Annotated in this window: 22 protein-coding genes and 1 tRNA gene; 13 read left to right on the forward strand and 10 right to left on the reverse strand. The window is 71.8% G+C overall.

The features are described from left to right. The first annotated feature begins 63 nt into the window (after positions 1-63). From ACFFJB_RS07015 to tgt, 9 genes are all read left to right on the forward strand, one after another. Complete coding sequence (locus ACFFJB_RS07015) at positions 64-345, forward strand: GlsB/YeaQ/YmgE family stress response membrane protein (RefSeq protein ID WP_376830536.1); 282 nt, start codon at positions 64-66, stop codon at positions 343-345. 225 nt (positions 346-570) lie between these two features. Continuing rightward, the gene (gene lipA, locus ACFFJB_RS07020; protein ID WP_376830537.1) at positions 571-1,566 is read left to right on the forward strand and encodes a lipoyl synthase; all 996 of its coding nucleotides are present in this window, start codon (positions 571-573) and stop codon (positions 1,564-1,566) included. 261 nt (positions 1,567-1,827) lie between these two features. After that, entirely contained in the window at positions 1,828-2,286 is a 459-nt protein-coding gene (locus ACFFJB_RS07025; protein ID WP_376830538.1) for a type II toxin-antitoxin system RatA family toxin, read from the forward strand. Between the two features lie 1,260 nt (positions 2,287-3,546). After that, on the forward strand, positions 3,547-7,011 hold the full coding sequence (gene dnaE / locus ACFFJB_RS07030; protein WP_376830539.1) for a DNA polymerase III subunit alpha: 3,465 nt from the start codon (positions 3,547-3,549) through the stop codon (positions 7,009-7,011). Between the two features lie 447 nt (positions 7,012-7,458). Then, complete coding sequence (gene coaD / locus ACFFJB_RS07035; RefSeq protein WP_376830540.1) at positions 7,459-7,962, forward strand: pantetheine-phosphate adenylyltransferase; 504 nt, start codon at positions 7,459-7,461, stop codon at positions 7,960-7,962. A 37-nt stretch (positions 7,963-7,999) separates the two neighbouring features. Continuing rightward, entirely contained in the window at positions 8,000-8,569 is a 570-nt protein-coding gene (locus ACFFJB_RS07040; RefSeq protein WP_376830541.1) for a peptidylprolyl isomerase, read from the forward strand. A 206-nt stretch (positions 8,570-8,775) separates the two neighbouring features. Continuing rightward, positions 8,776-9,234 (forward strand): peptidylprolyl isomerase, encoded by a 459-nt coding sequence (locus tag ACFFJB_RS07045; protein WP_376830542.1) that lies wholly within the window; start codon positions 8,776-8,778, stop codon positions 9,232-9,234. A 294-nt stretch (positions 9,235-9,528) separates the two neighbouring features. Then, positions 9,529-10,638: a tRNA preQ1(34) S-adenosylmethionine ribosyltransferase-isomerase QueA gene (queA, locus tag ACFFJB_RS07050; RefSeq protein ID WP_376830543.1), complete on the forward strand. Its 1,110-nt coding sequence runs from the start codon at positions 9,529-9,531 to the stop codon at positions 10,636-10,638. Between the two features lie 37 nt (positions 10,639-10,675). Then, positions 10,676-11,851 (forward strand): tRNA guanosine(34) transglycosylase Tgt, encoded by a 1,176-nt coding sequence (gene tgt, locus ACFFJB_RS07055; RefSeq protein ID WP_376830544.1) that lies wholly within the window; start codon positions 10,676-10,678, stop codon positions 11,849-11,851. Between the two features lie 138 nt (positions 11,852-11,989). Here the strand turns inward: tgt and ACFFJB_RS07060 are convergent, their stop codons facing one another. From ACFFJB_RS07060 to ACFFJB_RS07080, 5 genes are all read right to left on the reverse strand, one after another. Beyond that, positions 11,990-13,126 carry a hypothetical protein gene (locus tag ACFFJB_RS07060; protein WP_376830545.1) on the reverse strand — a complete coding sequence of 379 codons (1,137 nt, stop codon included), beginning with the start codon at positions 13,124-13,126 and terminating at the stop codon, positions 11,990-11,992. Between the two features lie 48 nt (positions 13,127-13,174). Next, on the reverse strand, positions 13,175-13,552 hold the full coding sequence (locus ACFFJB_RS07065; protein ID WP_376830546.1) for a hypothetical protein: 378 nt from the start codon (positions 13,550-13,552) through the stop codon (positions 13,175-13,177). A gap of 82 nt (positions 13,553-13,634) precedes the next feature. Further along, positions 13,635-14,867 (reverse strand): MFS transporter, encoded by a 1,233-nt coding sequence (locus ACFFJB_RS07070; RefSeq protein WP_376830547.1) that lies wholly within the window; start codon positions 14,865-14,867, stop codon positions 13,635-13,637. Between the two features lie 285 nt (positions 14,868-15,152). Beyond that, on the reverse strand, positions 15,153-15,947 hold the full coding sequence (locus ACFFJB_RS07075) for a thioesterase family protein (RefSeq protein ID WP_376830548.1): 795 nt from the start codon (positions 15,945-15,947) through the stop codon (positions 15,153-15,155). Between the two features lie 215 nt (positions 15,948-16,162). Beyond that, positions 16,163-16,237: transfer RNA gene (locus ACFFJB_RS07080), tRNA-Glu, on the reverse strand. A 244-nt stretch (positions 16,238-16,481) separates the two neighbouring features. Between ACFFJB_RS07080 and ACFFJB_RS07085 the strand changes: the two genes are divergently transcribed. The 3 genes from ACFFJB_RS07085 to ACFFJB_RS07095 all read left to right on the forward strand — a co-directional run bounded on the left by ACFFJB_RS07085 (position 16,482) and on the right by ACFFJB_RS07095 (position 18,666). Then, positions 16,482-17,258, forward strand: coding sequence for an SIR2 family NAD-dependent protein deacylase (locus tag ACFFJB_RS07085; RefSeq protein WP_376832578.1), 777 nt, complete (start codon positions 16,482-16,484; stop codon positions 17,256-17,258). Between the two features lie 61 nt (positions 17,259-17,319). Then, positions 17,320-17,949 (forward strand): cold-shock protein, encoded by a 630-nt coding sequence (locus ACFFJB_RS07090; RefSeq protein ID WP_376830549.1) that lies wholly within the window; start codon positions 17,320-17,322, stop codon positions 17,947-17,949. 183 nt (positions 17,950-18,132) lie between these two features. Then, the gene (locus tag ACFFJB_RS07095) at positions 18,133-18,666 is read left to right on the forward strand and encodes a DUF192 domain-containing protein (RefSeq protein WP_376830550.1); all 534 of its coding nucleotides are present in this window, start codon (positions 18,133-18,135) and stop codon (positions 18,664-18,666) included. A gap of 54 nt (positions 18,667-18,720) precedes the next feature. Here ACFFJB_RS07095 and aat read toward each other — a convergent pair whose 3' ends face one another. The 5 genes from aat to ACFFJB_RS07120 form a co-directional block, all read right to left on the reverse strand. Next, positions 18,721-19,404 carry a leucyl/phenylalanyl-tRNA--protein transferase gene (gene aat / locus ACFFJB_RS07100; protein ID WP_376830551.1) on the reverse strand — a complete coding sequence of 228 codons (684 nt, stop codon included), beginning with the start codon at positions 19,402-19,404 and terminating at the stop codon, positions 18,721-18,723. Between the two features lie 15 nt (positions 19,405-19,419). Then, positions 19,420-20,781, reverse strand: coding sequence for an acetyl-CoA carboxylase biotin carboxylase subunit (gene accC / locus ACFFJB_RS07105; RefSeq protein ID WP_376830552.1), 1,362 nt, complete (start codon positions 20,779-20,781; stop codon positions 19,420-19,422). Between the two features lie 167 nt (positions 20,782-20,948). Beyond that, positions 20,949-21,446, reverse strand: coding sequence for an acetyl-CoA carboxylase biotin carboxyl carrier protein (gene accB, locus ACFFJB_RS07110; RefSeq protein ID WP_376830553.1), 498 nt, complete (start codon positions 21,444-21,446; stop codon positions 20,949-20,951). After that, complete coding sequence (gene aroQ / locus ACFFJB_RS07115) at positions 21,443-21,910, reverse strand: type II 3-dehydroquinate dehydratase (RefSeq protein WP_376832579.1); 468 nt, start codon at positions 21,908-21,910, stop codon at positions 21,443-21,445. Before aroQ ends, accB begins: the two co-directional genes overlap by 4 nt. A gap of 230 nt (positions 21,911-22,140) precedes the next feature. Then, positions 22,141-22,968, reverse strand: a complete 828-nt coding sequence (locus tag ACFFJB_RS07120; protein WP_376830554.1) for a DsbA family protein — start codon at positions 22,966-22,968, stop codon at positions 22,141-22,143. Between the two features lie 299 nt (positions 22,969-23,267). Here ACFFJB_RS07120 and ACFFJB_RS07125 point away from each other — a divergent pair, with 299 nt between their 5' ends. Next, positions 23,268-24,476 carry a pyridoxal phosphate-dependent aminotransferase gene (locus ACFFJB_RS07125; RefSeq protein WP_376830555.1) on the forward strand — a complete coding sequence of 403 codons (1,209 nt, stop codon included), beginning with the start codon at positions 23,268-23,270 and terminating at the stop codon, positions 24,474-24,476. Positions 24,477-24,604 lie beyond the last annotated feature (128 nt).

Here is a 24,604-nt window from a genome sequence, read left to right on the forward strand (position 1 = left end):
CGCGTGGAAGGTCGCCGGACCGATTCCGGCTCACGGCGGCCGGCAACGGGGAAGGAGACGGGGATGGACGCAGAGGTTTACGGCGCGCTTGGCCAGCCGGGCGTCGGGATTTTCATGGCCATCATCGTCGGCGCGATCGCCGGCTGGATCGCCGAGAAGGTCACCCGCGCCTCCATGGGGCTTTTCGCCACCATCCTGATGGGCGTCATCGGGGCGGTGGTCGGCAATTTCCTCGCCCGCCAGGTGGGCGTCACGGTTTACGGCTTCTGGGGCAACCTGGCGGCCGCAGTGGTCGGCGCGGTGCTGATCATCTGGATTTACCGGGCGATCCGGGGCAGGGCCTGACGTCCGCCCGGCGGCCGGCGGCGCGCCTTCACTTCGCCCCATCTGCGGGGCAGGTTCGCGGCGCCGGCGGAGAGCCGGAACGGCGGGACGGAGGAAACGCGAGACGCGTGGTCGCGGCGGGCGCGCATCCGCCGCGACGGGCGCGTGCGTCCCGGAGGGATGGCGATGGCGCCGGCGCGGCGCGGGCATGGCCCGCCCCGGCAGAGGCGATGGCGGGAGCCCTTCATGGCTGTTGTGCTCGATTTGCTGAACAATGATCCGCGCCCTGGCGCCGGCGGCGACGCGGCGGCCAGGCCGGCGCGTCACCCGGAGAAGGCGCACCGGCCGGACCAGCCGGTGCAGCTGCGCAAGCCGGAGTGGCTGCGGGTGAAGGCGCCGGGCTCGGCCGCTTGGGCCGCCACCAGCCGCATCGTGCGCGGCGCGCGCCTGGTGACGGTGTGCGAAGAGGCGGGCTGCCCCAATATCGGCGAGTGCTGGGAGAAGAAGCACGCCACCTTCATGATCATGGGCGACACCTGCACGCGGGCGTGCGCCTTCTGCAACGTGAAGACCGGCATGCCGCAGCCGCTGGATCCGGACGAGCCGCGGCGCGTGGCCGAGGCGGTGGCCAGCCTCGGCCTCAGCCATGTGGTGATCACCTCCGTGGACCGCGACGACCTGAAAGACGGCGGCGCGCAGCATTTCGCCGACGTGATCGGCGCCATCCGCCGCACGGCCCCGGAAACCACCATCGAGGTGCTGACGCCGGACTTCCTGCGCAAGCCCGGCGCGCTGGAGACCGTGGTGGCGGCCCGCCCCGACGTGTTCAACCACAACCTGGAGACTGTGCCGTCGAAATATCTGACGGTGCGGCCCGGGGCGCGCTATTTCCATTCGCTGCGGCTTTTGCAGCGGGTGAAGGAGCTGGACCCGTCCATCTTCACCAAGTCCGGCATCATGGTGGGCCTCGGCGAGGAGCGCAACGAGGTGCTGCAGCTGATGGACGACCTGCGCAGCGCCGACGTGGACTTCATCACCATCGGCCAGTACCTGCAGCCGACGCGCAAGCATCATCCGGTGATCCGCTTCGTCACGCCGGCGGAGTTCGCCGCCTACGCCACCACGGCCCGGGCCAAGGGCTTCCTGATGGTGTCGTCGAGCCCGCTGACGCGCTCGTCCCATCATGCGGGCGAGGATTTCGAGCGGCTGAAGGCGGCCCGCGCCGCACGCGCCGGCCGCTGAGCCCGCGCCCGGCCGCGCCCGCCGTTTCTCCCGCCGTCTTTTTCAGGCCGCCGCGGCTGACGCGGCGCTTGCAACTGGCGCGGCGGCGGGTATGTGTGGCTGCCGTGACGCGCGGCGCCCGAGCGGAATCGCCGCCGTCCAGGCGCGACCGCCCGCCGTGGCGGCCGGCTTCGCGCCGCGCGGCGCCCCATGCGGGGGCGCCGGCCCGTCACCCGCGCGCCCTTCGCCTCCCGGGCGCGCCGTCACGCGGATTCCCGCCGGATGCCCACGTTCGCCACGTCCCGCAAGGTTGGCTACACGCCGCAGGAGATGTTCGCGCTCGTCGCCGACATCGAGAAATACCCCGGGTTCCTGCCCCTGTGCACGGGTCTGAAGATCCTGCGCCGGGAGCGGGACGAGGAGGACCGCGAGGTGCTGGTGGCGCGCATGAGCGTGGGCTACCGCCACATCGCCGAGAGCTTCACCAGCCGGGTGACGCTGGATCCGGAGCGCAGCCGCATCGTGGCCGAATATGTGGACGGTCCGTTCAGCCACCTGACCAACCGCTGGACCTTCACGCCCGACGGCTCCGGCTGCGAGGTTGGCTTTTTCATCAGCTATGAGTTCCGCAGCCGCATGCTGGGGATGATGATGGGCGCTGCGTTCGAGCGCGCCTTCCACAAGTTCTCCGAGGCGTTCGAGACGCGGGCGCGCCAGATCTACGGGCCGCCCGCCGCCTGAGCGGCGCGACGCGGACGCCGCCGCCCGGCGCCCCCTCCGCCCCCGCGGACCGCGCCCGCGCGCGGCGCGAGGGGGCCGGCGCCTCCTGTCCCGGCGCAGGAACCCCGCGCAGGAGCAGGCCCGCGCTTGCCGCCGGAACCGCCTTCCGGCGGCGCGTCGCTGCGCGCGGGCCGCTTCATGACGTGGGCGACGCTCCCGGCCGCTGGCGGGCCACCGCCACGCGCCTGCTGAGCCCGCGCAGCCGCAAGTCCGCGTCCAGGCCGCAGGCGATGACGCCGGCCCGCGCCAGACCGGCGCCGCCGCGCCAGCCCCCGTGACCATCAGCACCGTCGCAGCTGCGCCGCGACGCCGGCTCCGCGAACCGTCCGGTGCGGCGCGCCGCCGCCCGCCGCAGCCGCGCCTTCTCCCGGGGCCGCGCGCAAGACGGGCGCGCCCGCCAGACGCCAGATGCGGGCGGGCCCGCCGATGACGCGCTGGCGCGCGGCGCCCGCTGCCCGGCCTGACTGTCCGGAGGGGGGCAGGCGAACGGTCCGACGGGCCAGCCGCAGCAATGCGGCCGCCCGCGTCATCAACAGCGCCCGCCAGACCGGGCCGCGCCGGGGCGCCGGCCGGCGGGAGGCGGACCGCGTCGCGCGGCGGAGTTCGCAATGAAACCAGTGCGTTGTCTCGCGCGCGGCGCCGGAATTTACCATGTTGGACAGGGAACAAAACAAAAACATCACCAGCGCTTGTCACCAGAACAAACAGCGAACATACTCAGGTCATACACAGATGGAGGACGCCATGCTGACGCTGATCGTTCGTGGAGCCGCCGAACTCGCCGCCCTAGGTCTTTTCGTCGCCATGATCGGCGTCTGGGCGGGGGTGGCGGCCGGCGTCTGAACCGGCCGCGCCGCAACAGGCGGCGGTCGCGCGGTTCGCCGGCGGGAGCGCCGTGTTACGGCGGGGCCTGGCGGCCGGGGCGCTGCGCGGCCAGGATGCGGCCTGGAGGCCGCCGGGAGAAGGCAGGGGCGCGCCTGAAGCAGGCGCGCGTCCGGGACAAGCGCCGGGGACCGGCGCGCGGCGCGGGCGGGGCCGGGAATGCGGTTCGCCGCCGGCCGCGCCGGCGCCCGGGGGAAGCCCGGCGGAGGCGGTGCGGCGGCCGCAAACAGGGCGGGTCCGGATTGCGGTTGGCCGGCGGCTTCTGTCACGCTATCCACCCTGACGGCGCCGTCGCTCCGCGTCGCGGGGCCGGCCCGGCTGCTTCAGGAAGGACGCGCCATGTCCACGCTGCTTCGCGACGTCGGATTCGTGCACCTGCACGTGCATTCATCCTATTCGCTGCTCGAAGGCGCCATGCGCATCCCCACGCTGGAGAAGCTGGCCAGGGCGGACGGACAGCCCGCGATGGCGCTCACCGACACCAACAACCTGTTCGGGGCGCTGGAATTTTCCGAAAAATTCGCCGGCTCGGGCATCCAGCCCATCGCCGGCCTGCAGCTCACCGTGCAGCTGGAGGCGGAGGAGCAGCCCGGCCGCCATCCCCAGCCAGGCCGGCGGCTGCCGTCCATCGTGCTGCTGGCCGCCACCGAGGAGGGGCGCGCCAACCTGCTGCGCCTCACCAGCCAGGCGTGGCTCGACGCCCAGCCCGGCGAGCCCGCCCATGTGAAGCTGCCGTTTCTGGCCAGCCACGCCGCCGGGCTGATCGCGCTCACCGGCGGCCCGGACGGGCCGGTGGACCAGGCGCTGGCCGACGGGCAGGATGACGTCGCCGCCCGCCGCATGGAGCAGCTGGCGCAGATCTTCGACCGCCGGCTGTATGTGGAGCTGCAGCGCCATGGCCGCGACGGCGAGCAGGCGCGCGAGCGCGAGCTCATCCGCCTGGCCTACGGGCGCGGCCTGCCGCTGGCGGCCACCAACGAGCCCTATTTTTCATCGCCGGATGACTATGAGGCCCATGACGCGCTGCTGGCCATCGCCGAAGGCCGGCTGCTCTCGGACGGACGCCGGCGGCGGGTGACGCCGCGCCACCATTTCGCCACCAGGGCCGAGATGCGCGAGCTGTTCGCCGACCTGCCGGAGGCGCTCGAGTCGACCGTCGAGATCGCCATGCGCTGCAGCGTGCGGCTGCGCACCACAAAGCCCATGCTGCCGCGCTTCAGCCAGGACATGGACGAGGCCGAGGACCTGCGCCAGCGCGCCGTCGCCGGCCTGAAGGCGCGCCTCGACGCCCATGGCCCGGCCGAAGGGCTCACCGTGGCGGATTACGAGCAGCGGCTGGAATACGAGCTGTCCATCATCGAGCGGATGAAGTTCCCCGGTTACTTCCTGATCGTGTCGGACTTCATCCAGTGGGCCAAGTCGCAGAACATTCCGGTGGGGCCGGGGCGCGGCTCGGGCGCGGGCTCGCTGGTCGCCTATGCGCTCACCATCACCGACCTTGATCCGCTGCGCTTCAAGCTGCTGTTCGAGCGTTTCCTCAATCCGGAGCGCGTGTCGATGCCGGACTTCGACATCGACTTCTGCCAGGACCGCCGCGACGAGGTGATCAGATACGTGCAGCGCCGCTACGGCGAGGAGCGCGTGGCCCAGATCATCACCTTCGGCACCCTGCAGGCGCGCGGCGTGATGCGCGACGTCGGCCGCGTGCTGGAGCTGCCCTACGGCCAGGTGGACCGGCTCACCAAGCTGGTGCCCCAGAACCCGGCCAATCCGGTGACCCTGGCCCAGGCGGTGGCCGACGAGCCGCGCCTCGCCGAGGCGGCGAAGGACGATCCGGTGGTCGGCCAGATGCTGGAGATCTCCCAGAAGCTGGAGGGCCTGCACCGCCACGCCTCAACCCACGCCGCCGGCATCGTGATCGGCGACCGCCCGCTGGAAGAGCTGGTGCCGCTCTACAGGGATCCCAAGTCGGGGATGCGCGTCACCCAGTTCAACATGAAGTGGGTGGAGCAGGCGGGTCTGGTGAAGTTCGACTTCCTTGGCCTGAAAACGCTCACGGTGCTGCGCACCGCCGTGAACCTGCTGGCGCAGCGCGGCGTGCACGTGGACCTTTCGCGGATCCCGCTCGACGACCGCAAGACCTACGAGCTGCTCGGCCGGGGCGAAACGGTCGGCGTGTTCCAGGTGGAGTCGGCCGGCATGCGCAAGGCGCTGGCGGAGATGCGCGCCGACCGGCTGGAGGACCTGATCGCCCTGGTGGCGCTCTACCGTCCGGGCCCCATGGCCAACATCCCCGTCTACTGCGAACGCAAGCACGGCCAGGGCGAGCCGGAGGAGAAGTGGTACCTGCACCCGAAGCTGGCGCCGATCCTGCGCGAGACTTTCGGCATCATCGTCTACCAGGAGCAGGTGATGCAGGTGGCGCAGGAGCTCTCCGGCTACACGCTGGGCGAGGCCGACCTGCTGCGCCGCGCCATGGGCAAGAAGATCAAGTCGGAGATGGACGCGCAGCGCGTGCGCTTCGTCGAGGGCGCCGGGGAGCGGGGCATTCCGCGGGCGCTGGCCGACGAGATCTTCGACCTGCTGGCCCGCTTCGCCGATTACGGCTTCAACAAGAGCCACGCCGCCGCCTACGCCCTGGTGGCGTACCAGACGGCCTATCTCAAGGCCAACTATCCGGTGGAGTTCCTGGCGGCGCTGATGACGCTCGACATGGACAACACCGACAAGCTGTCGGAATTCCGCCGCGAGGCGGAGCGGCTCGGCATCCGCGTCGAGCCGCCGTCCATCAACCGCTCCGGCGTCACCTTCGAGGTGGCGCACGGCCCCGACGGCAGCATCATCCGCTACGCGCTGGCGGCGGTGAAGGGCGTGGGCGTGCAGGCCGTGGAATCGCTCGTCGCCGCCCGCGGCGACCGGCCGTTCCGCGACCTGGCCGACTTCGCCTCCCGCCTTAACCCGAAGCTGGTCAACCGGCGCACGCTGGAGGCGCTGATCGCCGCCGGCGCCTTTGACGAGCTGGAGCCTGACCGCGCCCGCGCCACCGCGGCCATAGACCCGATGCTGGCGGTGGCCAACCGCGCCCAGGCGGCGGCCAGCATCGGCCAGAGCGACTTCTTCGGCGGCGCCGGCGCCGCGCCCGAACCGCTGCGCATTCCCGATTACGAGCCGTGGCTGCCGGCCTACCGGCTGCAGAAGGAGCACGACGCCGTCGGCTTCTTCCTCACCGGTCACCCGCTGGACGAATACGGCGCGCTGCTGGAGAAGCTGCGCGTGCAGCGCTGGAGCCAGTTCGTGCGCACGGTGCGCTCCGGCGGCGGCGGCGTCGGGCGGGTGGCGGCCACGGTGCTGGACCGGCAGGAGCGGCGCACCCGCAGCGGCTCGAAGATGGGCGTCATCAACTTCTCCGACCAGTCGGGACAGTTTGAGGCGATCATCTTCAGCGAGGGGCTGAACCAGTACCGCGACCTGTTCGAGCCGGGCAAACCGCTGGTGCTGATTCTGCAGGGCTCGGTGGAGGGCGAGGACGTGCGCGCCCGCATCCAGAGCGTGGAGCCGCTGGACGACGCCGTGGCCCGGCACCAGAAGGGCCTGCGCATCTTCGTGCGCGACGCCCGGCCGCTGGCCAGCATCGAACGGCGCCTGCGCGAGCGCGGCGACAGCGAGGTGTCGCTGATCCTGATGCTCGAGGACGCCGGCCAGGAAGTGGAGCTGAAGCTCAAGGGCAAATATCTGGCGTCGCCCCAGGTGGCGAGCGCCCTGCGGGCGATCCAGGGCGTGGTCGACGTGCAGTTCATGAGCTGACCATGGCTCGCGCAGATTCCTGGAAATTCTGCACAACTGCCGGTAACTGCATGTTTTTCCGTTCAGAAACGGCGCCGCCGGCGCAGGCGGCGGCCCTTGCGCCCGCTGCGGCCGGTCAGGCGCGCGCCGGCGCGACTGCGGAGGAGCAACAGGCAGCCGAATGCGGGCGCGACGGATCAGCGCCATACCTGATCCCGTTTGTCTGAATTTTAATATAAATAATTGAAGAATTTGAATTTTCCATGAACATGCGGCGGCTTTCCGCCGGCTGTCCGGCAGGCGCCTGCTGCGCCCGCCGGCAGGGCGCCCTGCGCCGGCCGCAGGCGGCCGCGCGCCGCCTGCAGGGCGCGCGCATGGCGCCGGGCGAAACGAACGTGTAGAAACAACCGGCCGGCGCGCGCGCGCCGCCGCATCGCCCAACCTGGTTTCGCGACGCTACGGTGAGACATGACCCGAACTGCGCTCTACACGGGCTCCTTCGACCCGGTCACCAACGGCCACATTGACGTCATCCGCGCCGCCTGCGCCATGGTCGACCGGCTGGTGGTCGCCATCGGCGTGCATCCCGGCAAGCAGCCGCTGTTCACCGTGGCCGAGCGCGAGGAAATGCTGCGCGAGTCCTGCGGCGCCATCGCCGAGAGCTTCAACACCCGCCTCGACGTGGTGACCTTCGGCGGTCTGGCCGTCGACGCCGCCCGCGAGGCCGGAGCCACGCTCATCATCCGCGGCCTGCGTGACGGCTCCGATCTCGACTACGAGATGCAGATGGCGGGCATGAACGGCGCCATGGCCCCCGAGGTGCAGACGGTGTTCCTGCCGGCCTCGCCGGCGGCGCGCCCCATCACCGCCACCCTGGTGCGCCAGATCGCCGCCATGGGCGGAAATGTCGGCCTGTTCGTTCCTGAGGGCGTGGCCCGCCGGCTCGCGGCGAAATTCGCCGCGAAAGCCTGAGTCCGCGCCCGCCGCGGCCCAACAAGGAGAAACCCGCGTGAAGCATGCACTCGTCACGACGCTGGCCGCCTGCCTGGTTTCGGGGCTGTTCGCCGCGCCGGCCCTGGCGGAATCCGGCCGGGAGGCCGCCAGCAAGGCGCCGGTGGTCAACCTGGACACCAGCCATGGCCGCATCGTCATCCGCCTGCGGCCGGATCTCGCCCCGAAGCACGCCGAACGCATCGAGACGCTGACGAAGCGGGGCTTTTACAACGGCGTTCCGTTCCACCGGGTGATCGAGGGATTCATGGCCCAGACCGGCGATCCCACCGGCACGGGCGCCGGCGGCTCGGACCTGCCGGACCTGCCGGCGGAGTTCTCCCAGGAGTCTTTCCGCCGCGGCGCGGTGGGCATGGCGCGCGCGGCCTCGCCCAATTCGGCCAATTCGCAGTTCTTCATCATGTACGGGCGCGCCCCGCACCTCGACGGCAAATACACGCTGGTCGGCGAGGTGATCTCCGGCATGGACGTGGCGGACAGGATCAGGAAGGGCGATCCGGCCCGCAACGGCCTGGTCGAGAACCCTGACCGGATCGTGAAAATGGAGATGGCGCCGGCGGGGCAGTGACCGCCGCCGTCCGCCGCGCCGTCACGGCCTTCTCCGCCGCCGGGCGGAGGGGCGCCGCGGCGGCGGCGCTCGACATTGGGGCGCGGGCCGGCTAACAGCGCCACGACGCTGCGTCGCGCCGCCGGCGGCGAACGCAATACCGAACGTGTGGTCCGGACCCGGAGAGGGACGTCCGGTCGCCGCGCATTCCGGCAAGGAGAACTCTCATGAGCGACAGCGACAACACCCTCATCCTCGAGACCACCAAGGGACGGGTGGTCATCCGCATGCGCCCGGACCTCGCGCCCAACCATGTGGAGCGCATCCGCACGCTGGCCAACCAGGGTTTCTATGACAACGTGGCCTTCCACCGCGTCATTGACGGCTTCATGGCCCAGACCGGCTGTCCGCATGGCACGGGCACGGGCGGCTCCAGCCTGCCGGACCTGAAGGCCGAATTCAGCGACGAGAAGCACGTGCGCGGCACCTGCTCCATGGCCCGCACCGCCAATCCGCATTCGGCCAACTCGCAGTTCTTCATCTGTTTCGCCGACGCGCCCTGGCTGGACCGGCAGTATTCGGTCTGGGGCCAGGTGATCGAGGGCATGGAGGTGGTGGACCAGATCAGGCGCGGCGAGCCCGTGCAGGATCCGGACCGCATCATCACCGCCCGCACCGCCGCCTGAGCCACGGGCGGCCTTTTCAGGAAACGGCCATGGGCGCGGGACCTCCCGCGTCCATTCGCCTTGCCCGGGCGACGTTCCGGAAGGCGGACGGCCGCGTTCCGGAGCTGGCGCCGTCACGGCTACGCCGCAAGGCGGCGGCGCGGCCGGGACGCCCGGGACGCGTTTTCGCGAAGGGCGGACGGCGCCCCTGGCGAAAGCGCGCAGGCGCGTGACGCGGAAACATGTGAAAGGGCCCCTGCGCCGCCAGGCCGGCGGCAGGAGCTGGCGGGCGGCGACGCCCGCGGAGCGACCGGCGTGAAAGTTGACCTGTTTGATTTCGAGCTGCCCGAGAGCGCCATCGCCGTGCGCCCGGCGCAGCCGCGTGATTCCGCCCGCCTGCTGCAGGTGCGCCCCGGCCATGCGGGCGCGCCGCCGCAGTTCAGCGACTGGCGGGTGCGCGACCTGCCGCAGCTGCTGCGCCCCGGCGACCTGCTGGTGCTCAACGACACGCGGGTGATTCCGGCGCGGCTTGCCGGCACGCGCCTGCGCGGCGACGCCGCCGCCAGGGTGGAGGTGACGCTGCACATGCGGGAGGCGCCGGACGTCTGGCGCGCCTTCGCCCGCCCGGCCCGGCGGCTGGTCGCCGGCGACGCGCTGCGCTTCTCGCCGTATCAGAGCGCCAGCCCGGCCTGCGCCGCCGGCGAACTGGAGGCGCGGGTGGAGGAGAAGGGCGAAGGCGGCGAGGTGCTGCTGCGCTTTTCGCTCGCCGGCGCCTGTCTGGACGAAGCCCTGCAGCTGGTGGGGATGACGCCGCTGCCGCCCTATATCGCCAGCAAGCGGCCGGAAGACGCCCGCGACCGCGAGGATTACCAGACCGTCTACGCCCGCAGGGACGGCGCCGTGGCCGCGCCCACCGCCGGCCTGCACATGACGCCGGAACTGTTCGGCCAGCTGGAGGCGGCGGGAATCGGCCGGACCTTCGTCACCCTGCACGTGGGCGCCGGCACCTTCCTGCCGGTGAAGGCGGAGGACACGGACGACCACCGCATGCACGCCGAAACCGGCGAGATCAGCGAGGAGGCGGCGCAACGCATCTGCGAGACGCGGGCGCGGGGCGGACGCATCGTCGCCGTGGGCACCACCTCGCTGCGGCTGCTGGAGAGCGCCGCCGGCCAGAGCCCGGACGGCGAGGTGCGCGCCTGGAGCGGCGCCACCGACATTTTCATCACGCCCGGCTACCGCTTCCGCGCCGTGGACGTGCTGATGACCAATTTTCACCTGCCCCGGTCGACGCTGTTCATGCTGGTGTGCGCGTTCAGCGGCCTTGAGACCATGCAGGCGGCCTACGCCCACGCCATCGGCGCGGGTTACCGGTTCTATTCCTATGGCGACGCCAGCCTGCTGTTCCGGGCGGACGGGGCGTGAGGCGGCCATGGCGGCGACATCGCAGGAGAGTCCGCACGTGAGCAGCGCGTTGACGGCAAGTGAGCAGTCCCCCGGCGCGGCGCCGGCCTTTTCCTTTGAACTGCGGGCGCGGGACGGGCGCGCCCGCTCCGGCGTGATCACCACCGCCCATGGCCAGATCCGCACGCCGGCCTTCATGCCGGTGGGCACCGCCGCCACGGTGAAGGCCATGTATCCGCAACAGGTGAAGGAGCTGGGCGCCGACGTGGTGCTGGGCAACGTCTATCACCTGATGCTGCGCCCGGGCGCGGAGCGGGTGGCGCGGCTCGGCGGCCTGCACCGCTTCATGAACTGGCCGCACCCGATTCTGACCGACTCCGGCGGCTTCCAGGTCATGTCCCTGTCGAAGCTGCGCAAGATCACCGAGAAAGGCGTCACCTTCCAGTCGCACGTCGACGGGACGAAATACGAGCTGACGCCGGAGCGCTCCATGGAGATCCAGGGCCTGCTCGGCTCCGACATCCAGATGCAGCTGGACGAATGCGTGCGCATGCCGTGCGCGCGGGAGGAGGCGGAGCGGGCCATGCGCCTCAGCCTGCGCTGGGCCGAGCGCTCGAAGGCGGCGTTCCGCGGCCTGCCGGGCCAGGGGGTGTTCGGCATCGTGCAGGGCGCGGACGTGCCGGAGCTGCGCATCGAGAGCGCGCTGAGGCTCATCGACATCGGCTTCCACGGCTACGCCATCGGCGGCCTCGCCGTGGGCGAGCCGCAGGAGGTGATGCTGGCCATGCTCGACGTGGTGACGCCGGCGCTGCCCGAGGACCGGCCGCGTTACCTCATGGGCGTGGGCACGCCGGACGACCTGGTGGAGTCCGTGCGCCGTGGCGTCGACATGTTCGACTGCGTGATGCCGACACGCGCCGGCCGCCACGGCCTCGCCTACACCCGCCACGGCAAGGTCAACCTGAAGAACGCCCGCCACGCCGAGGATCCGCGCCCGCTGGACGAGACCTCGCCCTGCGAGGCCTCCAGCCGGTGGAGCCGCGCCTATCTGCACCATCTGGTGAAGTCCGGCGAGATCCTCGGCATGATGCTGCTCACCTGGAACAACCTGGCCTATTACCAGGAGCTGATGGCCGGCATGCGCGCGGCCATCGCCGCCGGGCGTCTCGACGATTTCATCGCCGAGACCAGGGAAGGCTGGGCGCGCGGCGAGGCGGAGCAGCGCCAGGGCTGAGCCGTCCGCGCGCCGCTGTTCCGCCCGCCGTCCGGACAGGGCGGAAGGGGGCACGGCCGGCGGCGCGCTTCAGCCATCCGCGGGCTGCCAGCCGCCTCCCGGCTTCAGCCGGCCCCGGGATCCAGCTGGCGCCGGGCTTCAGCCGGCTCCGTCCCCGGGCCGCGGCGCGCCGGGCGTCTTCTCGCGGGCGAATTCGGGATCGGCCACCGGCTCGCCCTTCAGGGCGCGGATCAGGTCGTCAGTGAGGCGGGCGGCCACCGGCAGGCGATAGTGCACGCTGTCCCAATAATTGCTGTCCTCGCGCGTCACCGGATTGGGGAAGCGGAAGTCCACCACCACGCCGCCATGACGGAACGCCGTCGCCGCGATGGCCTGCTTGCACGCCGCCTCGCGCGCCGCCTCCACCGTGCCCGGCCGCGACTGCGCCGCCACGTGCACCGGCGGAAAGACCACCGCCACGCGCGTCTCCTCCGGCGTCCGCTCCAGCAGCTCCGCCAGCCAGGCGACCGCCGGAAAGCGCCACGACGCCCGCGTCTGCGCCGTCACCGGCTCCGGCGGCTCCACCGGCGTCACGTCCGGCTTTTTCATCCAGATATGGGCGCGGGCCCGCTCCAGGTCGTAGCGGTCCTCGGGCGGGGTAAACACCTCATAGCCGTCCGGCCGGATGCGCTCCTTCATCAGGCCCAGCCGGTTGGCCGCCACCCGCACGGCGATCTCCAGGCTGCGGAAATCGAACATGTGGATGAAGTCGAAGGCGCGATCCCCGTCATAGAGCCACGGCGGGAAGGAGCGGAAGGTGACCTTTTTCTTTTCGTCGTCGGCGTCGGCGTCGCACCAGTGGCGGTCGACGCCGAACACCAGCGCCTTCGGCCGCGGCGTGTTGAGCAGGAACAGGCCGGCCAGCTGCATCTGCTCCCACGGGGTGGCGGCGTTCATGGCGAGGTTGGCGAAGCGCCCGCCCACCGCCGCGTCCAGCCGCTGCGGATCGACCAGCCGCATGGTGGAGGTGCCGAATATGGCGGAGTCGAAACGGCCGCTGCGCGCCACCTGCGGGTACATGTAGCGCTGGTTGATGTCCATGATCGCCGTCGGCGGCCGCTGCGGGCTGGCGAACACGCCGTAAGGATCCATGGCGACGGTGAAGCCGAACAGGGCGGCCGCGCTCACGGCCGCGACGCCAGCGAAGGACCAGCTGAAGCGCCGCCAGCGGGCGGCCGCGTTTTCCGCGCCGGCGGGCCGGTCGCCGCCGTGATGGTTCTGGGACGAAGTGGTCATGCACCGCTGTATCGCGCGCGGAAGCCAAAATGCCAATGCCCCGCGCCGTCACGCCCGCCGGATTGTCCCGCCCGCGCCCGGCGCTGCGGCGGCGGGGCCGGACCGGCGCCCCCGCCAGGGCGCGCGGCTGCAGTCCCACGCCACGCCGGTGACCACGGACCAGTCGCGTCCGTGGCGGCGCAGCTCCAGGTCGGTGCCGCCGGCGGCCAGCGTCGCCCGCCGCATCGCCGCCACCGCCGCGCCGAATCCGCCCTGCGCGGGCGTCGGCGGGCTCACCTGCGCCACCCGCCGGCAATGGCGCACGTCGAGGGGATGATCCCAGGTCGGGACGGCGTGACGCGCGCCGCCCGCGCAGGCGCCGGAAACGCCTGCAAGCAGGAGCAGGGCGCCGGCGGCGGCGCCCGCGAACAACCCTGATTTCACCATGCGCGATTCTCCCGGATCCGGAGCCTGTCGCTCCGCAACCGCCGTCGCCGGAGGAAAGTTCCCGGGCAACAGGGGAGCGCCGTCAGCCGCGCTGCGGCCGGGCGCCCGCCGGCTCCGCCCCATGCGCCAGTGCCGCCAGCCGTGGCGGCTGCGGCAGGAAGGTGAAGGCCGCGACGCCCGCCACCACCATGCCGGCGAGGAACAGATAGGCCGTGGCCAGCGGGTCGTGGCCGGCGAGCGCCGCCCAGCCCGCGACCACCGCGGAGAGCCACTGCATCACGGCGACGCCCAGGAACATGGCCATGGTCAGCGCGGAGAGGGCGCGCCCCTGTTCTTCCGGGCCATAGGAATCCCGGCAGTCGGAGTATTGCAGCACGCCGAAACCGCCTTCAACCGCCAGAAGCAGGCAAAGCGCCACCGCCAGCCACGGCGCCCCGGCCGGCGCAAGGCCCAGCGCCGCCAGCAGCGCCGCCAGCACGAGGCCGCAGCAGCGGATCATGGTCCGGCGCCGGCGCGGCCCCGGATCAAGCCGGCCGAACAGCGCCGGTCCCGCCATCATCGCCACCGACATCATCAGCACCACATTGCCGGCCGCCACCAGCGAATAGCCGAAACGCTCCGTGAACAGCGGCGCCAGCCACAGCGCGCGCACCGACATCTGCACGGCGTAGATCACCCCCGCAAGCAGCAGGATGGCCGCCGCATGGCGCTGCAGGGCGACGGAGGCGAGGTTGCGGAACGAGCCGGCGATGCTCTCGCGGCTGGCGGCGGGCATGGGCGGATCGCGCTCCACCAGCAGCAGGCAGCTGGCCACCGACGCCGCCGACATCAGCCCCAGCGCCACGAGGCCGGCGCGCCAGGACCAGTGCTCCACCAGCCAGGCCAGCGGCGTCGCCGTCAGCAACGTGCCCGCGCCGCCCACCGACATGATCATGCCCGAGACCGCCGACAGCCGCTCCGGCGGCAGGTAACGGGTGATGAAAGCCAGCGACGCCAGCAGGCCAGGCGCGCAGCCGAAGCCGATAAGCGTCTGGCCGATCATCAGCTGGGTGAAGCCGCCGGCGGTGGCGGCCACCGCCGCGCCGACGATGGTGAGCGAAAAGAAGGCGAGCAGGGTGCGGCGCGCCCCGTAACGGTCCAGCGACACGCCGACGCCGACCTGCATCAGCGCGAAGGCGAGGTGGAAGGCGGCGGCGAACTCGCCGACCTGTTTCTGGGTGAGGCTGAACTCCGCCGCGATCTGGCCGGCGGTGACGCCCGGAAAGGTGCGGTAGGCCTGGCTGAGCAGGAACGCCGACGCCATGGCTGCCAGCATGACATGGAAGGACCGTCCCCCGGCGCGCGCGCTCATGCCGCCCCCCTGTGACCCTGGCTCGCCATGACCCTTGCGTTTCTCCCTGCGCGACGCCGGCCGTTCCCCCCGGGGGCGCGGCGCCTTGCCGGCTGTTTCCCGGCCGCCTCCGGGCGGCTGTCGCGGCCGTTTCCTGCGATCCGGGGCCGGGCGGCCGCCCGGCGCCGCCATGTTGGGCGCCGGTACGGGCTCCCGGCAAGGACGCGGACGCCGCCCTGTCATGCAGCCGGCGCGGGGCGGCGCCGCGACTCAGCGCGGCTCCACCACCAGGCTCTGCAGGGTGCGGCCGAAATAGCCGCGCCGGTCGGCGAGGCGGCCCACCGCAAGGCCGGCGCCGGAATCGCCGAATTCGGCGTGGCCGTCCACCAGCACCCAGTCGCCCTCCGGCGGCCGCAGCAGCGACAGGGTGAGGTCGCTGTTGATGTAGGTCCACTTGCTGAAATCAAGCGAGGAGGCGACGCCGTTACAGAAATCGCCGGCGATGGCGGCGAGCATGGCCGGCGTGGTGGCGTGGCCCTCCACAACCGGCCGGTCGGCGCGGAACCACACCGAGGCCGGCCCCAGCTCCTCGAAGCCGCCTTTCGCCAGCTTCAGGGTCATGCAGCGCACGAAGGGGTTGTTGACGCCGATGCCGGGGGAGGGATCGCGGCATTCCTCCGGCGGCGGCGCCTTCAGCGCCAGCTGCGCCATGTCGACGTAATCGGGCAGCGTGACAGACGCGGCCCGCACCTTCATGACGTGGGCGCGGGCCACCTCATGGCCGCCGGCGCGCAGCAGCACCTGCACCAGCTGGATCTTGCGGCCGGAGCGCAGCACGGTGACGGCGTACTCCAGCTCGCCCACCGGCGCGGGGCGCATCAGCTCCATGGTGAGCCGCGCCACGTTCATGGGAACCGGCGTCTCCACCTGCTCGGCCGCCCAGATGGCGAAGGCGGACGGGGCGCCGCCATGCTGCATTGAAGGATCCCACGGTCCGCCTGCGTGCGCGCTGGCGATCACCCTGCCGGCCTCGCGGCCGCCCTCAACCCTGAAAACTGCTTCCATCCCGGTCCCTTTATTATCTGGTTATTATCTGGCCCGGCCGTCCTGACGGGCGCCGGCGCGGCAGCGGCAGCGGATTTTGGGACAGGCGCGGGCGCCGGGCAAGCAGGCGGCGCGAAAAGACGGACGCTCCGGAGGAGCCGGCGCGTGACAAAAACCACCGCGTCCGGACGGGCGCAGTGGCGAAACGCGGCGAGCTGTGCTGAAATTGGAGCCGGTGGCGCGCCCAAGGGGAATCGAACCCCTCTTTCCAGCGTGAAAGGCTGGCGTCCTAACCGATAGACGATGGGCGCTCCGTCGGTGAGGTGAGGCGAGCTATACAGGCCGCGGCGGCGGCGCGCAAGCGCGCCGCCGGAATGGTCCGGACGTGGCTGTGGAGAATGCGCTGCAATTTGGCCTCTGTCGGGGCATATGGCCCGACCGTTGGCCGGAGCGCGGATTCGCCGCCGGGACGGGCTTCGCCCCCCGCGGGGGCGGCCCCAGGCGCGGGGCGTCCGGTCGCGACGCCGCAGGATGGTTTGGCCGGAGAATGGTTTGATGGGCGCCGGAGAGTTGAGTGAGACGACGCGCGAAGACATCGCCAGGATGCACGACATGCTGCGCAACGCCCGCCGCATCGTCGGGTTCACGGGAGCCGGCATCTCCACGGAGTGCGGGGTGCCGGATTTCCGGTCCCCCGACAGCCCGTGGCTGAAGCACGCGCCGATCGATTTCAGCGCGTTCATCTCCAGTCCCGAGGCGCGCAGGGAGGCGTGGCGCAGGAAATTCGCCATGGATGACATTTACGGCCACGCCAGGCCAGGACGGGGCCACAGGGTGATGGCGCATCTGTGCGCCGCCGGCCGCATGGCGGCGGTCATCACCCAGAACATTGACGGGCTGCACCAGGCGGCCGGCACGCCGCCCGGGCAGGTGATCGAGCTGCATGGCAACGGCTCCTACGCCCGCTGTCTGGAATGCGGCCTGCGGCACGAGCTGGCCGACATCCGGCCGAAATTCGAGTCCACGGGCGAGCCGCCGGTCTGCGACAGCTGCGGCGGGATCGTGAAGACGGCGACCATCTCCTTCGGCCAGGCGATGCCGGAGCGGGAGATGCGCCGCGCCCAGGAACTGGCCATGGACTGCGACGTGTTTCTTGTCGCCGGTTCGTCCCTGGTGGTGCACCCGGCGGCGTCGCTGCCGCTGATCGCCCGCCAGAGCGGGGCGCGGGTGATCATTCTCAACCGCACGCCGACGCCGCTGGACGACGCCGCCACCCTGGTGATCCACGCCGATATCGGCGACGCGCTCGAGCCGCTGCTGCGGCTGAACTGAGCGCCCGGGCCTGCGGGGCGTCCCGGAGGCTCCGCATCATGCGTGCAGAAGGTGGAGCGGGATGAAGGACAGACCAGTTCCCGGCGCAGATGACGCGGACACGGCCAGCCCCGGCCATGATTCCGGCCTCAGGGAGCGCATGCGCATGGACGGGCCGGTTCCGGACGGCGCGCTGGAGGAGGTGCACGGCCGCGTCAAATGGTTCGACACGGCGCGCGGCTTCGGCTTCATCGCCCGCGACCACGGCCCGGACGTGTTGCTGCACGCGGCGGCGCTGCGCCGCGACGGCCGCAGCGCCGTGCGCGAGGGCGCGCATGTGCGCTGCATGGCGGCCACGGGCGCGCGCGGCCTCTATGCGGTGCAGGTGATCGCCATCGACGAGAGCGCGGCGGCGCATCCGGCGGAGAACCGGCCGCGCACCCGGGCGCAGGTGACGCCGGAGAGCGGCCTGCACGCCGCCACGGTGAAGTGGTTCAACCGCCTGCGCGGGTTTGGCTTCGTCACATGCGGCGCCGGCCAGCCGGACATTTTCGTGCACATGGAGGTGGCGCGCCGCTGCGGCGTCTCCGGCCTGCGTCCGGGGCAGGCGGTCGCGGTGCGCTACGGCCATTCCGGCCGCGGCCTGATGGCGACGGAAATTTACGAGCTGGACGAAAACGGAGCCCCAGACCCGGTGGCGCTGCGTCACTGACCCGCGCGCCGGCGCCCTGGCGGCGAGGGCGGACGCCCGCCATGGCCGACGCCAGGGCCAGCGCGAAGCCGGCGTCACCGTCATGGCTTCCGTTCCGGGCGCCGGCGGTCCACCATGCCCGGCGTCGCGCGACTCGCGCCGCGCCCTGTCCGGGCCGCGCCAGCCATTCCAGGAGAACGCACCATGCGCCGCGTTTCCGCCGCCCGCTCCACGGCCGCGCGCCGCATCGCCGCCGCCCTTGCCCTGGCGCTCGCCGGCGCCCTCGCGGGCGTCCATGCGCCGCAGCCGGCCGCCGCCGGCAGCGGCCCCGGACCCGGCGCGCCCCATGTGACCCCGGCGCATCCGGCGGAGCTGGCGGTCGAAACCGCAACCGGCGTCCACCGCTTCCGCATCGAACTGCGCGACGACGACGCCGGGCGCATGACCGGTCTGATGCACCGCCGCGCCATGCCGGACAATCACGGCATGCTGTTCGATTTCGGCCGCGAGGAGCCGGTGGCCATGTGGATGAAAAACACGCTGCTGCCGCTGGACATGCTGTTCATCCGCGCCGACGGAACCATCCTGTCCATCGCCGAAAACGCCACGCCGCTGTCCACGCGGATCATTTTCTCCGGCGGGCCGGTCCGTTACGTGCTGGAGCTGAACGCCGGCGCCGCGGCGCGCATCGGCGCCAGACCCGGCGACCAGGTGGTCCACCCGGCCATCCGCCCGTAAACCGGCGCCGCGATCCGCGCCGGGCGGACGCCGGCGCAGGACGCTGCGTCTGGCTCAGTCCCCCGCGCCGGCGCGGGCCAGATGCGCGCGCACGATGGCCACCGCCTCGCGGCCGCTGACGGCGGGCGGCAGCGCGTCCCAGCGGGCGCTGACGGCGAGCGCCGCCTGCAGCCGGCGCCGGTACTCGGCCCGCGGAATCTCCACCGCGCCCAGGCTGGCCAGATGCGGGGTGATGAACTGCGTGTCCAGCAGGGTGAAGCCGCCGGCGACCAGCCGCGCCCACAGGTGCACCAGCGCCACCTTGGAGGCGTCGCGCTCGCGGTGGAACATGCTCTCGCCGAAAAACGCCCCGCCAAGGCGCACGCCGTAAAGGCCGCCCGCCAGCCGGCCGTCGCGCCAGCACTCCACCGTGTGGCAGGCCCCCATGGCGAACAGCTCGCCATAGAGGCGGCGGATTTCGCCGTTGATCCAGGTGGTCTCGCGGTCGGGGCCGGGGGCGGCGCAGCCGTCGATGACGGCGTCAAAGTCGCTGTCGACCCGCACCTCGAACACGTCCGCGGCGACGGTGCGGGCGAGCCGGCGCGGCAGGCGCAGCCCGTCAAGCGGAAACACCCCGCGCAGGTCCGGCTCCACCCAGTACAGCCCGGACGAACCGGCGCCGTCGGACATGGGAAAGATGCCGGCGGCGTAGGCCGCCAGCAGGATGTCGGGCGTCAGGACAGCACCGGCTCCGGCCATGACGCCCCGCTCCGCTCAGACGTCGGCCCCGTCCATGCCGCCGCCGGCCAGGAACTTCTCCAGCCAGTGGATGTCATAGTCGCCGGCGATGATGTCAGGGTTGCGCACCAGCGCGCGGAACAGCGGCAGGGTGGTGTCGACGCCGCTGACCACGATCTCGTCCAGGGCGCGGCGCAGCCGCATCAGGCACTCCTCGCGGGTGCGGCCGTGCACGATCAGCTTGCCCAGCAGCGAATCGTAGTGGGGCGGGATGCGGTAGCCCTGGTAAATGGCGGAGTCGACGCGCACGCCAAGGCCGCCGGGCGGATGATAATGGGTGATGACGCCCGGCGACGGCCGGAAGGTCACCGGATGCTCGGCGTTGATGCGGCACTCGATGGCGTGGCCGCGCAGGCGCACGTCCGCCTGGCTGAACGAGAGCTCCTCGCCGGCCGCCACCCGGATCTGCTCGTTCACGAGGTCGATGCCGGTGATCATCTCCGTCACCGGATGCTCCACCTGGATGCGGGTGTTCATCTCGATGAAGTAGAACTCGCCGTTCTCCCAGAGGAACTCGACGGTGCCGGCGCCCAGATACTGCAGCTCCGACATGGCGCTGGCGACGATGGAGCCGATCTTCTCCCGGTCCGCGGCGGACAGCACGGGCGAGGGGCCTTCCTCCCACACCTTCTGGTGACGGCGCTGCAGCGAACAGTCGCGCTCGCCGAGGTGCACCGCCTTGCCGCGGCCGTCGCCCATCACCTGCACCTCGATGTGGCGCGGCTTCTCCAGATATTTCTCCAGATAGACGGAGTCGTCGCCGAAGGCGGCCTTCGCCTCCTGGCGCGCCACGGAGAGGGCGCCAGAGAGCTCGCCGGGGCTGCGCGCCACCTTCATGCCGCGGCCGCCGCCGCCGGCCGCCGCCTTCACCAGCACGGGATAGCCGATCTCGCCGGCGATGCGCAGCGCCTCGGCGTCGCCGGAGACGCCGCCTTCCGAGCCCGGCACGCAGGGAATGCCAAGCCGGCGCGCCGTGCGTTTGGCCTCGATCTTGTCGCCCATCAGGCGGATGTGCTCCGCCTTGGGGCCGATGAAGGCGATGCCGTGGTCGGCCAGCACCTCGGCAAAGGCGGCGTTTTCCGAAAGGAAGCCATAGCCCGGATGCACCGCGTCCGCGCCGGTGATCTCGCAGGCGGCGACGATCGCCGGAATGTTCAGGTAGCTGTCGCGCGCGGCCGGCGGACCGATGCACACGCTCTCGTCGGCGAGGCGCACGTGCATGGCGTCGGCGTCAGCGGTGGAGTGCACCGCGACGGTCGCGATTCCCAGCTCCTTGGCGGCGCGCAGGATGCGCAGGGCGATCTCACCGCGGTTGGCGATCAGGATTTTCTCGAACATGGCTCTCCAATCGGCGCTGGAGCTGAAACGGTGCGGGCGCCGGCGTCAGCGTCCGGGGGATGCGGCGCGGATAACGCGCCGGCGACGGGCCGGAACCCCGGGGCGGAGCGGCGCGGGGCGGGGCTGCGCGAGGGGCGCCGCCGCCCGCTGCGGCCGCTCCCCGGGCCTTACTCGATGATCACCAGCGGCTCGCCGTACTCCACCGGCTGGCCGTCCTCGAACAGGATGGCGGTGACGGTGCCGGCGCGCGGGGCGACGATGTCGTTGAAGGTCTTCATCGCCTCCACCAGCAGCAGCTTGTCGCCGGCGTTGACCTTCGAGCCCACCTCGACGAACGGTTTTGCGTCCGGCGAGGGGCGGCGGTAGGCGGTGCCGACCATGGGCGAGGTCACGGTTCCGGGGTGATCGCCGCGCGGCGCGGCGGCGGCAGGCGCAGGCGCGGCGGCAGGCGCCGCGGCCTGCGGCGCAGGCTGCGGCGCGGGCGCGGTCACGGGAACCTGGGCCTGCACATAGGCAGGAGCCGGCGGCGGAGCCTGGCGCGACACGCGAATGCGCAGGTCGTCCTTCTCCACCTCAATCTCGGTGAGCGTGCTCTCGGAAACCAGACGGGCGAGTTCGCGAACGAGTTCGATGTCGGCTGCGGAATGGGAATGTTTCTCGCTCATCGATTTTCCTGGGCTCCTGATGCGGTGCGTTTCTTGAGAAGCGGCGTGATCGCCTCCAGCGCCAGCCCATAGCCGGCGGCCCCGAGACCGCAGATGACGCCGGCCGCGACCGGCGAGATCATCGACGTATGCCGGAACGGCTCACGCGCATGGACGTTGGACAGGTGGACCTCGATCACCAGCGCGCCGGATCCGGTGATGGCGTCGCGCAGGGCGATGGAGGTGTGGGAGTAAGCCCCCGGGTTGATGATGACGCCGGCGCCGGCGAGCCCCGCCGCCTGCACCGCGTCCACCAGCACGCCCTCATGGTTGCTCTGCACGAAGGTGAGGGCGACGCCCAGCGCCTGCGCGCGTTTCTCCAGCATGGCCTCAATGTCGGCCAGCGTCTGCGAGCCGTAGGTCTGCGGCTCGCGCCGGCCGAGCAGGTTGAGGTTCGGCCCGTTGATGACGTGTACTGCGACCATGGCGTCCTGCATCGGATGCGGATCCGGCCCCGCGGGCCGGACCGGGCTGCTTCGCCCCCCGGGCGACTGAATCACGCCGTCATACAGCGGCGCGCCCGCCAGCGCAAAGCCGCGGCGCGGACCGCTACGGAAAAGGCCCCCGCGCCGCCTGGCGCCGGGAGCCGTCATGCGTCCGGCCCGGGGGCCGGACGGGGCGGGCGCAGAAGCGGCGCCCGCGCCGGACGCCGGCGTCAGCCGCAGCTGGCCTTGCCGCACTTGCGCACGGAGCCGATCACCTGCTCCAGGGCGGCATGGCCGACGGCGCCGGGGATCACCGTGTCGCCGACGACGAAGGCCGGCGTGCCGTTGACGTCAAGCAGCTGGGCGAGGGCGTGGTTCTCCTTCAGGACCTCCAGCGTGGCGTCCGACTGGGCGTCCTTCGCCAGACGGTCCATGTCGAGCCCCATTTCCCGGGCCACGGCCTCGGCCTGCTCCTTGCCGACGCGGCCGTTCACCTTCATCAGCCGCGCGTGATACTCGAAGGCTTTGGGGCCGCTGAGCTGCTTCTGGGCGGCGACGGCGACGCGGGCGGCGTCCAGCGAGCCCTGGCCAAGCACCGGCAGGTCGCGCAGCACGATTTTCAGCCGGCGGTCGGCCTTCATCAGGCGCTCCAGATCGGCCAGCGAGCGCTTGCAGAAGCCGCAATTGTAGTCAAAGAACTCCACCAGCGTCACGTCGCCCTGGGGATCGCCGGCGACGACGGCGCCGGCCGGCGCGAACACGCGGTCGCGCTGGGCGGCGAGCGTCTGGCTGCGCCGCTCGGCGCGGGCCTCCTCCTGGCGCTGCTCCAGGGCGTTCATCGCCTCCTGCAGCACCTCGGGGTTCTGGAGGATATAGTTGCGTACCAGCGCTTCGATTTCCTTCTTCTGCGCGGGCGTGAACTCCTGGGCGACGGCGCGCGGGGCGATGGCGGCGAGGCCGCCCGCCGCGGTCATGGCGCACAGCAGGCCTGCCGCGGCCTTGCGCCGCCAGGCGCCTTTCCGCCGCACGGGCGCGAAAACGGGTCTGTCGTTCAGCATGTCTTCATGATCCTTCACGCCCATCGCTGGCGTTTCCGTGGCGGGAGCCCGCCAGCCCCAGGTGGTTCCCCGGGGATTCGCCCGCACGGGCGCCCGGCGGCGTCCCCCGGGCGCTCTCCCCATGTGACGGCGAATCCCCCGGCGCGCGTGGCGCGACGCCGCGGGATATTGCAGTTTTGCTCCGGGGCGCCCCTTTTTCAACGCGCCGGAGCGCCATAAAGGCGCAGCAGTCCGCGGCCGCGCGCCGCCCCGCGCGCAAGACGCGCCATCCCGTCGCAGACGTCAGCAGGAGCAAGCAGATGAGCCCGCGCCCCAGCAACGCTTCCGCAGCCGCAGGACCGGCCGCGCCGCCCGCGGCCAGCCGGCTGGCCAGGGTCGCCCCGTTCCTCGCCATGGATGTTTTGTCCGTCGCCAGGGCGAAAGCAAGGCAAGGCGCCGACATCGTGCACATGGAGGTGGGCCAGCCCTCCGCTCCGACGCCGCGCCGGGCGCTGGAGGCGGCCCGCGCCGCCCTGGCCCATGGCGGGATCGGCTACACGGAGGCCCTGGGCATGCCCTCGCTGCGCGAGCGCATCGCCCGTCACTACCGCGAGACCTATGGGGTGAGCGTCGACCCTGAGCAGGTGATCGTCACCACCGGCTCCTCCGGCGGCTTCCTGCTGGCGTTCCTCGCCGCCTTCGACGCCGGCGCGCGCATCGCCTGCGCCTGTCCGGGCTATCCGGCCTACCGCAACATCTTCAGCGCGCTGGACATGCATACCGTGGACGTGCGGCTCGGCGATAACCGCGGCTGGGAGTTGACCGTGGATGGAATCGCCTCCGCGGCGCAGGAGCAGCCGCTGCACGGCGTGCTGGCGATGAGCCCGTCCAACCCCACCGGCGCGGTGGCGGGCGCGGCGGGGCTGGAGGCCATCGGCGCCTTCTGCCGCGAGCGCGGCCTGTGGTTCATCTCCGACGAGATCTATCACGGCCTGCATTACGGCGCGCCGGCGACCACGGCGCTGGCCTGCGCGCCGGAGGCGATCGTGGTCAACTCGTTCTCCAAATATTACTGCATGACCGGCTGGCGCATCGGCTGGCTGGTGGTTCCGCCGCGGCTGACGCGGGCCATCGAACGGCTGGCGCAGAACCTGTTCATTTCCGCGCCCTATCCCAGCCAGGTGGCGGCGGAGGCGGCCTTTGACGCCCGCGACGAGCTGGAGGAGGTCCGCGCCGGCTACGCCCGCAACCGCGACATCGTGCTCAACGCCCTCGCGGACCTCAACCTGCCGCATGCGCCCTGCGACGGGGCGTTTTACGCCTATGTCGACATTTCCGGCCACGCCGCCGATTCCGCCGCATTCTGCCGCGCGCTGCTGGACGCGGAGGGCCTGGCGATCACGCCCGGGGCGGATTTTGACCCGCATGAGGGCGACCGTTTCGTGCGGCTGTCGTTCGCCGGCGCGACCGGCGCCTGCCGCGAGGGCATGGCGCGGCTGAAGCGCTTCCTCACGCGCGGCGGCGCGTAAGGCCCGCCGGCCGGAGCAAAACGCCGCGGCGGCCCGCCGACGGCCAGGTCAGGCCCGGCGCGACGGCGGCGAAAGGCGCCCTGCGGGAGAGCGGAACGGCGGCGCGGCCAGGCGACCGGACCGCCGGG

The organism is Camelimonas abortus, assembly GCF_042432745.1.
GTDB lineage: Bacteria > Pseudomonadota > Alphaproteobacteria > Rhizobiales > Beijerinckiaceae > Camelimonas > Camelimonas abortus.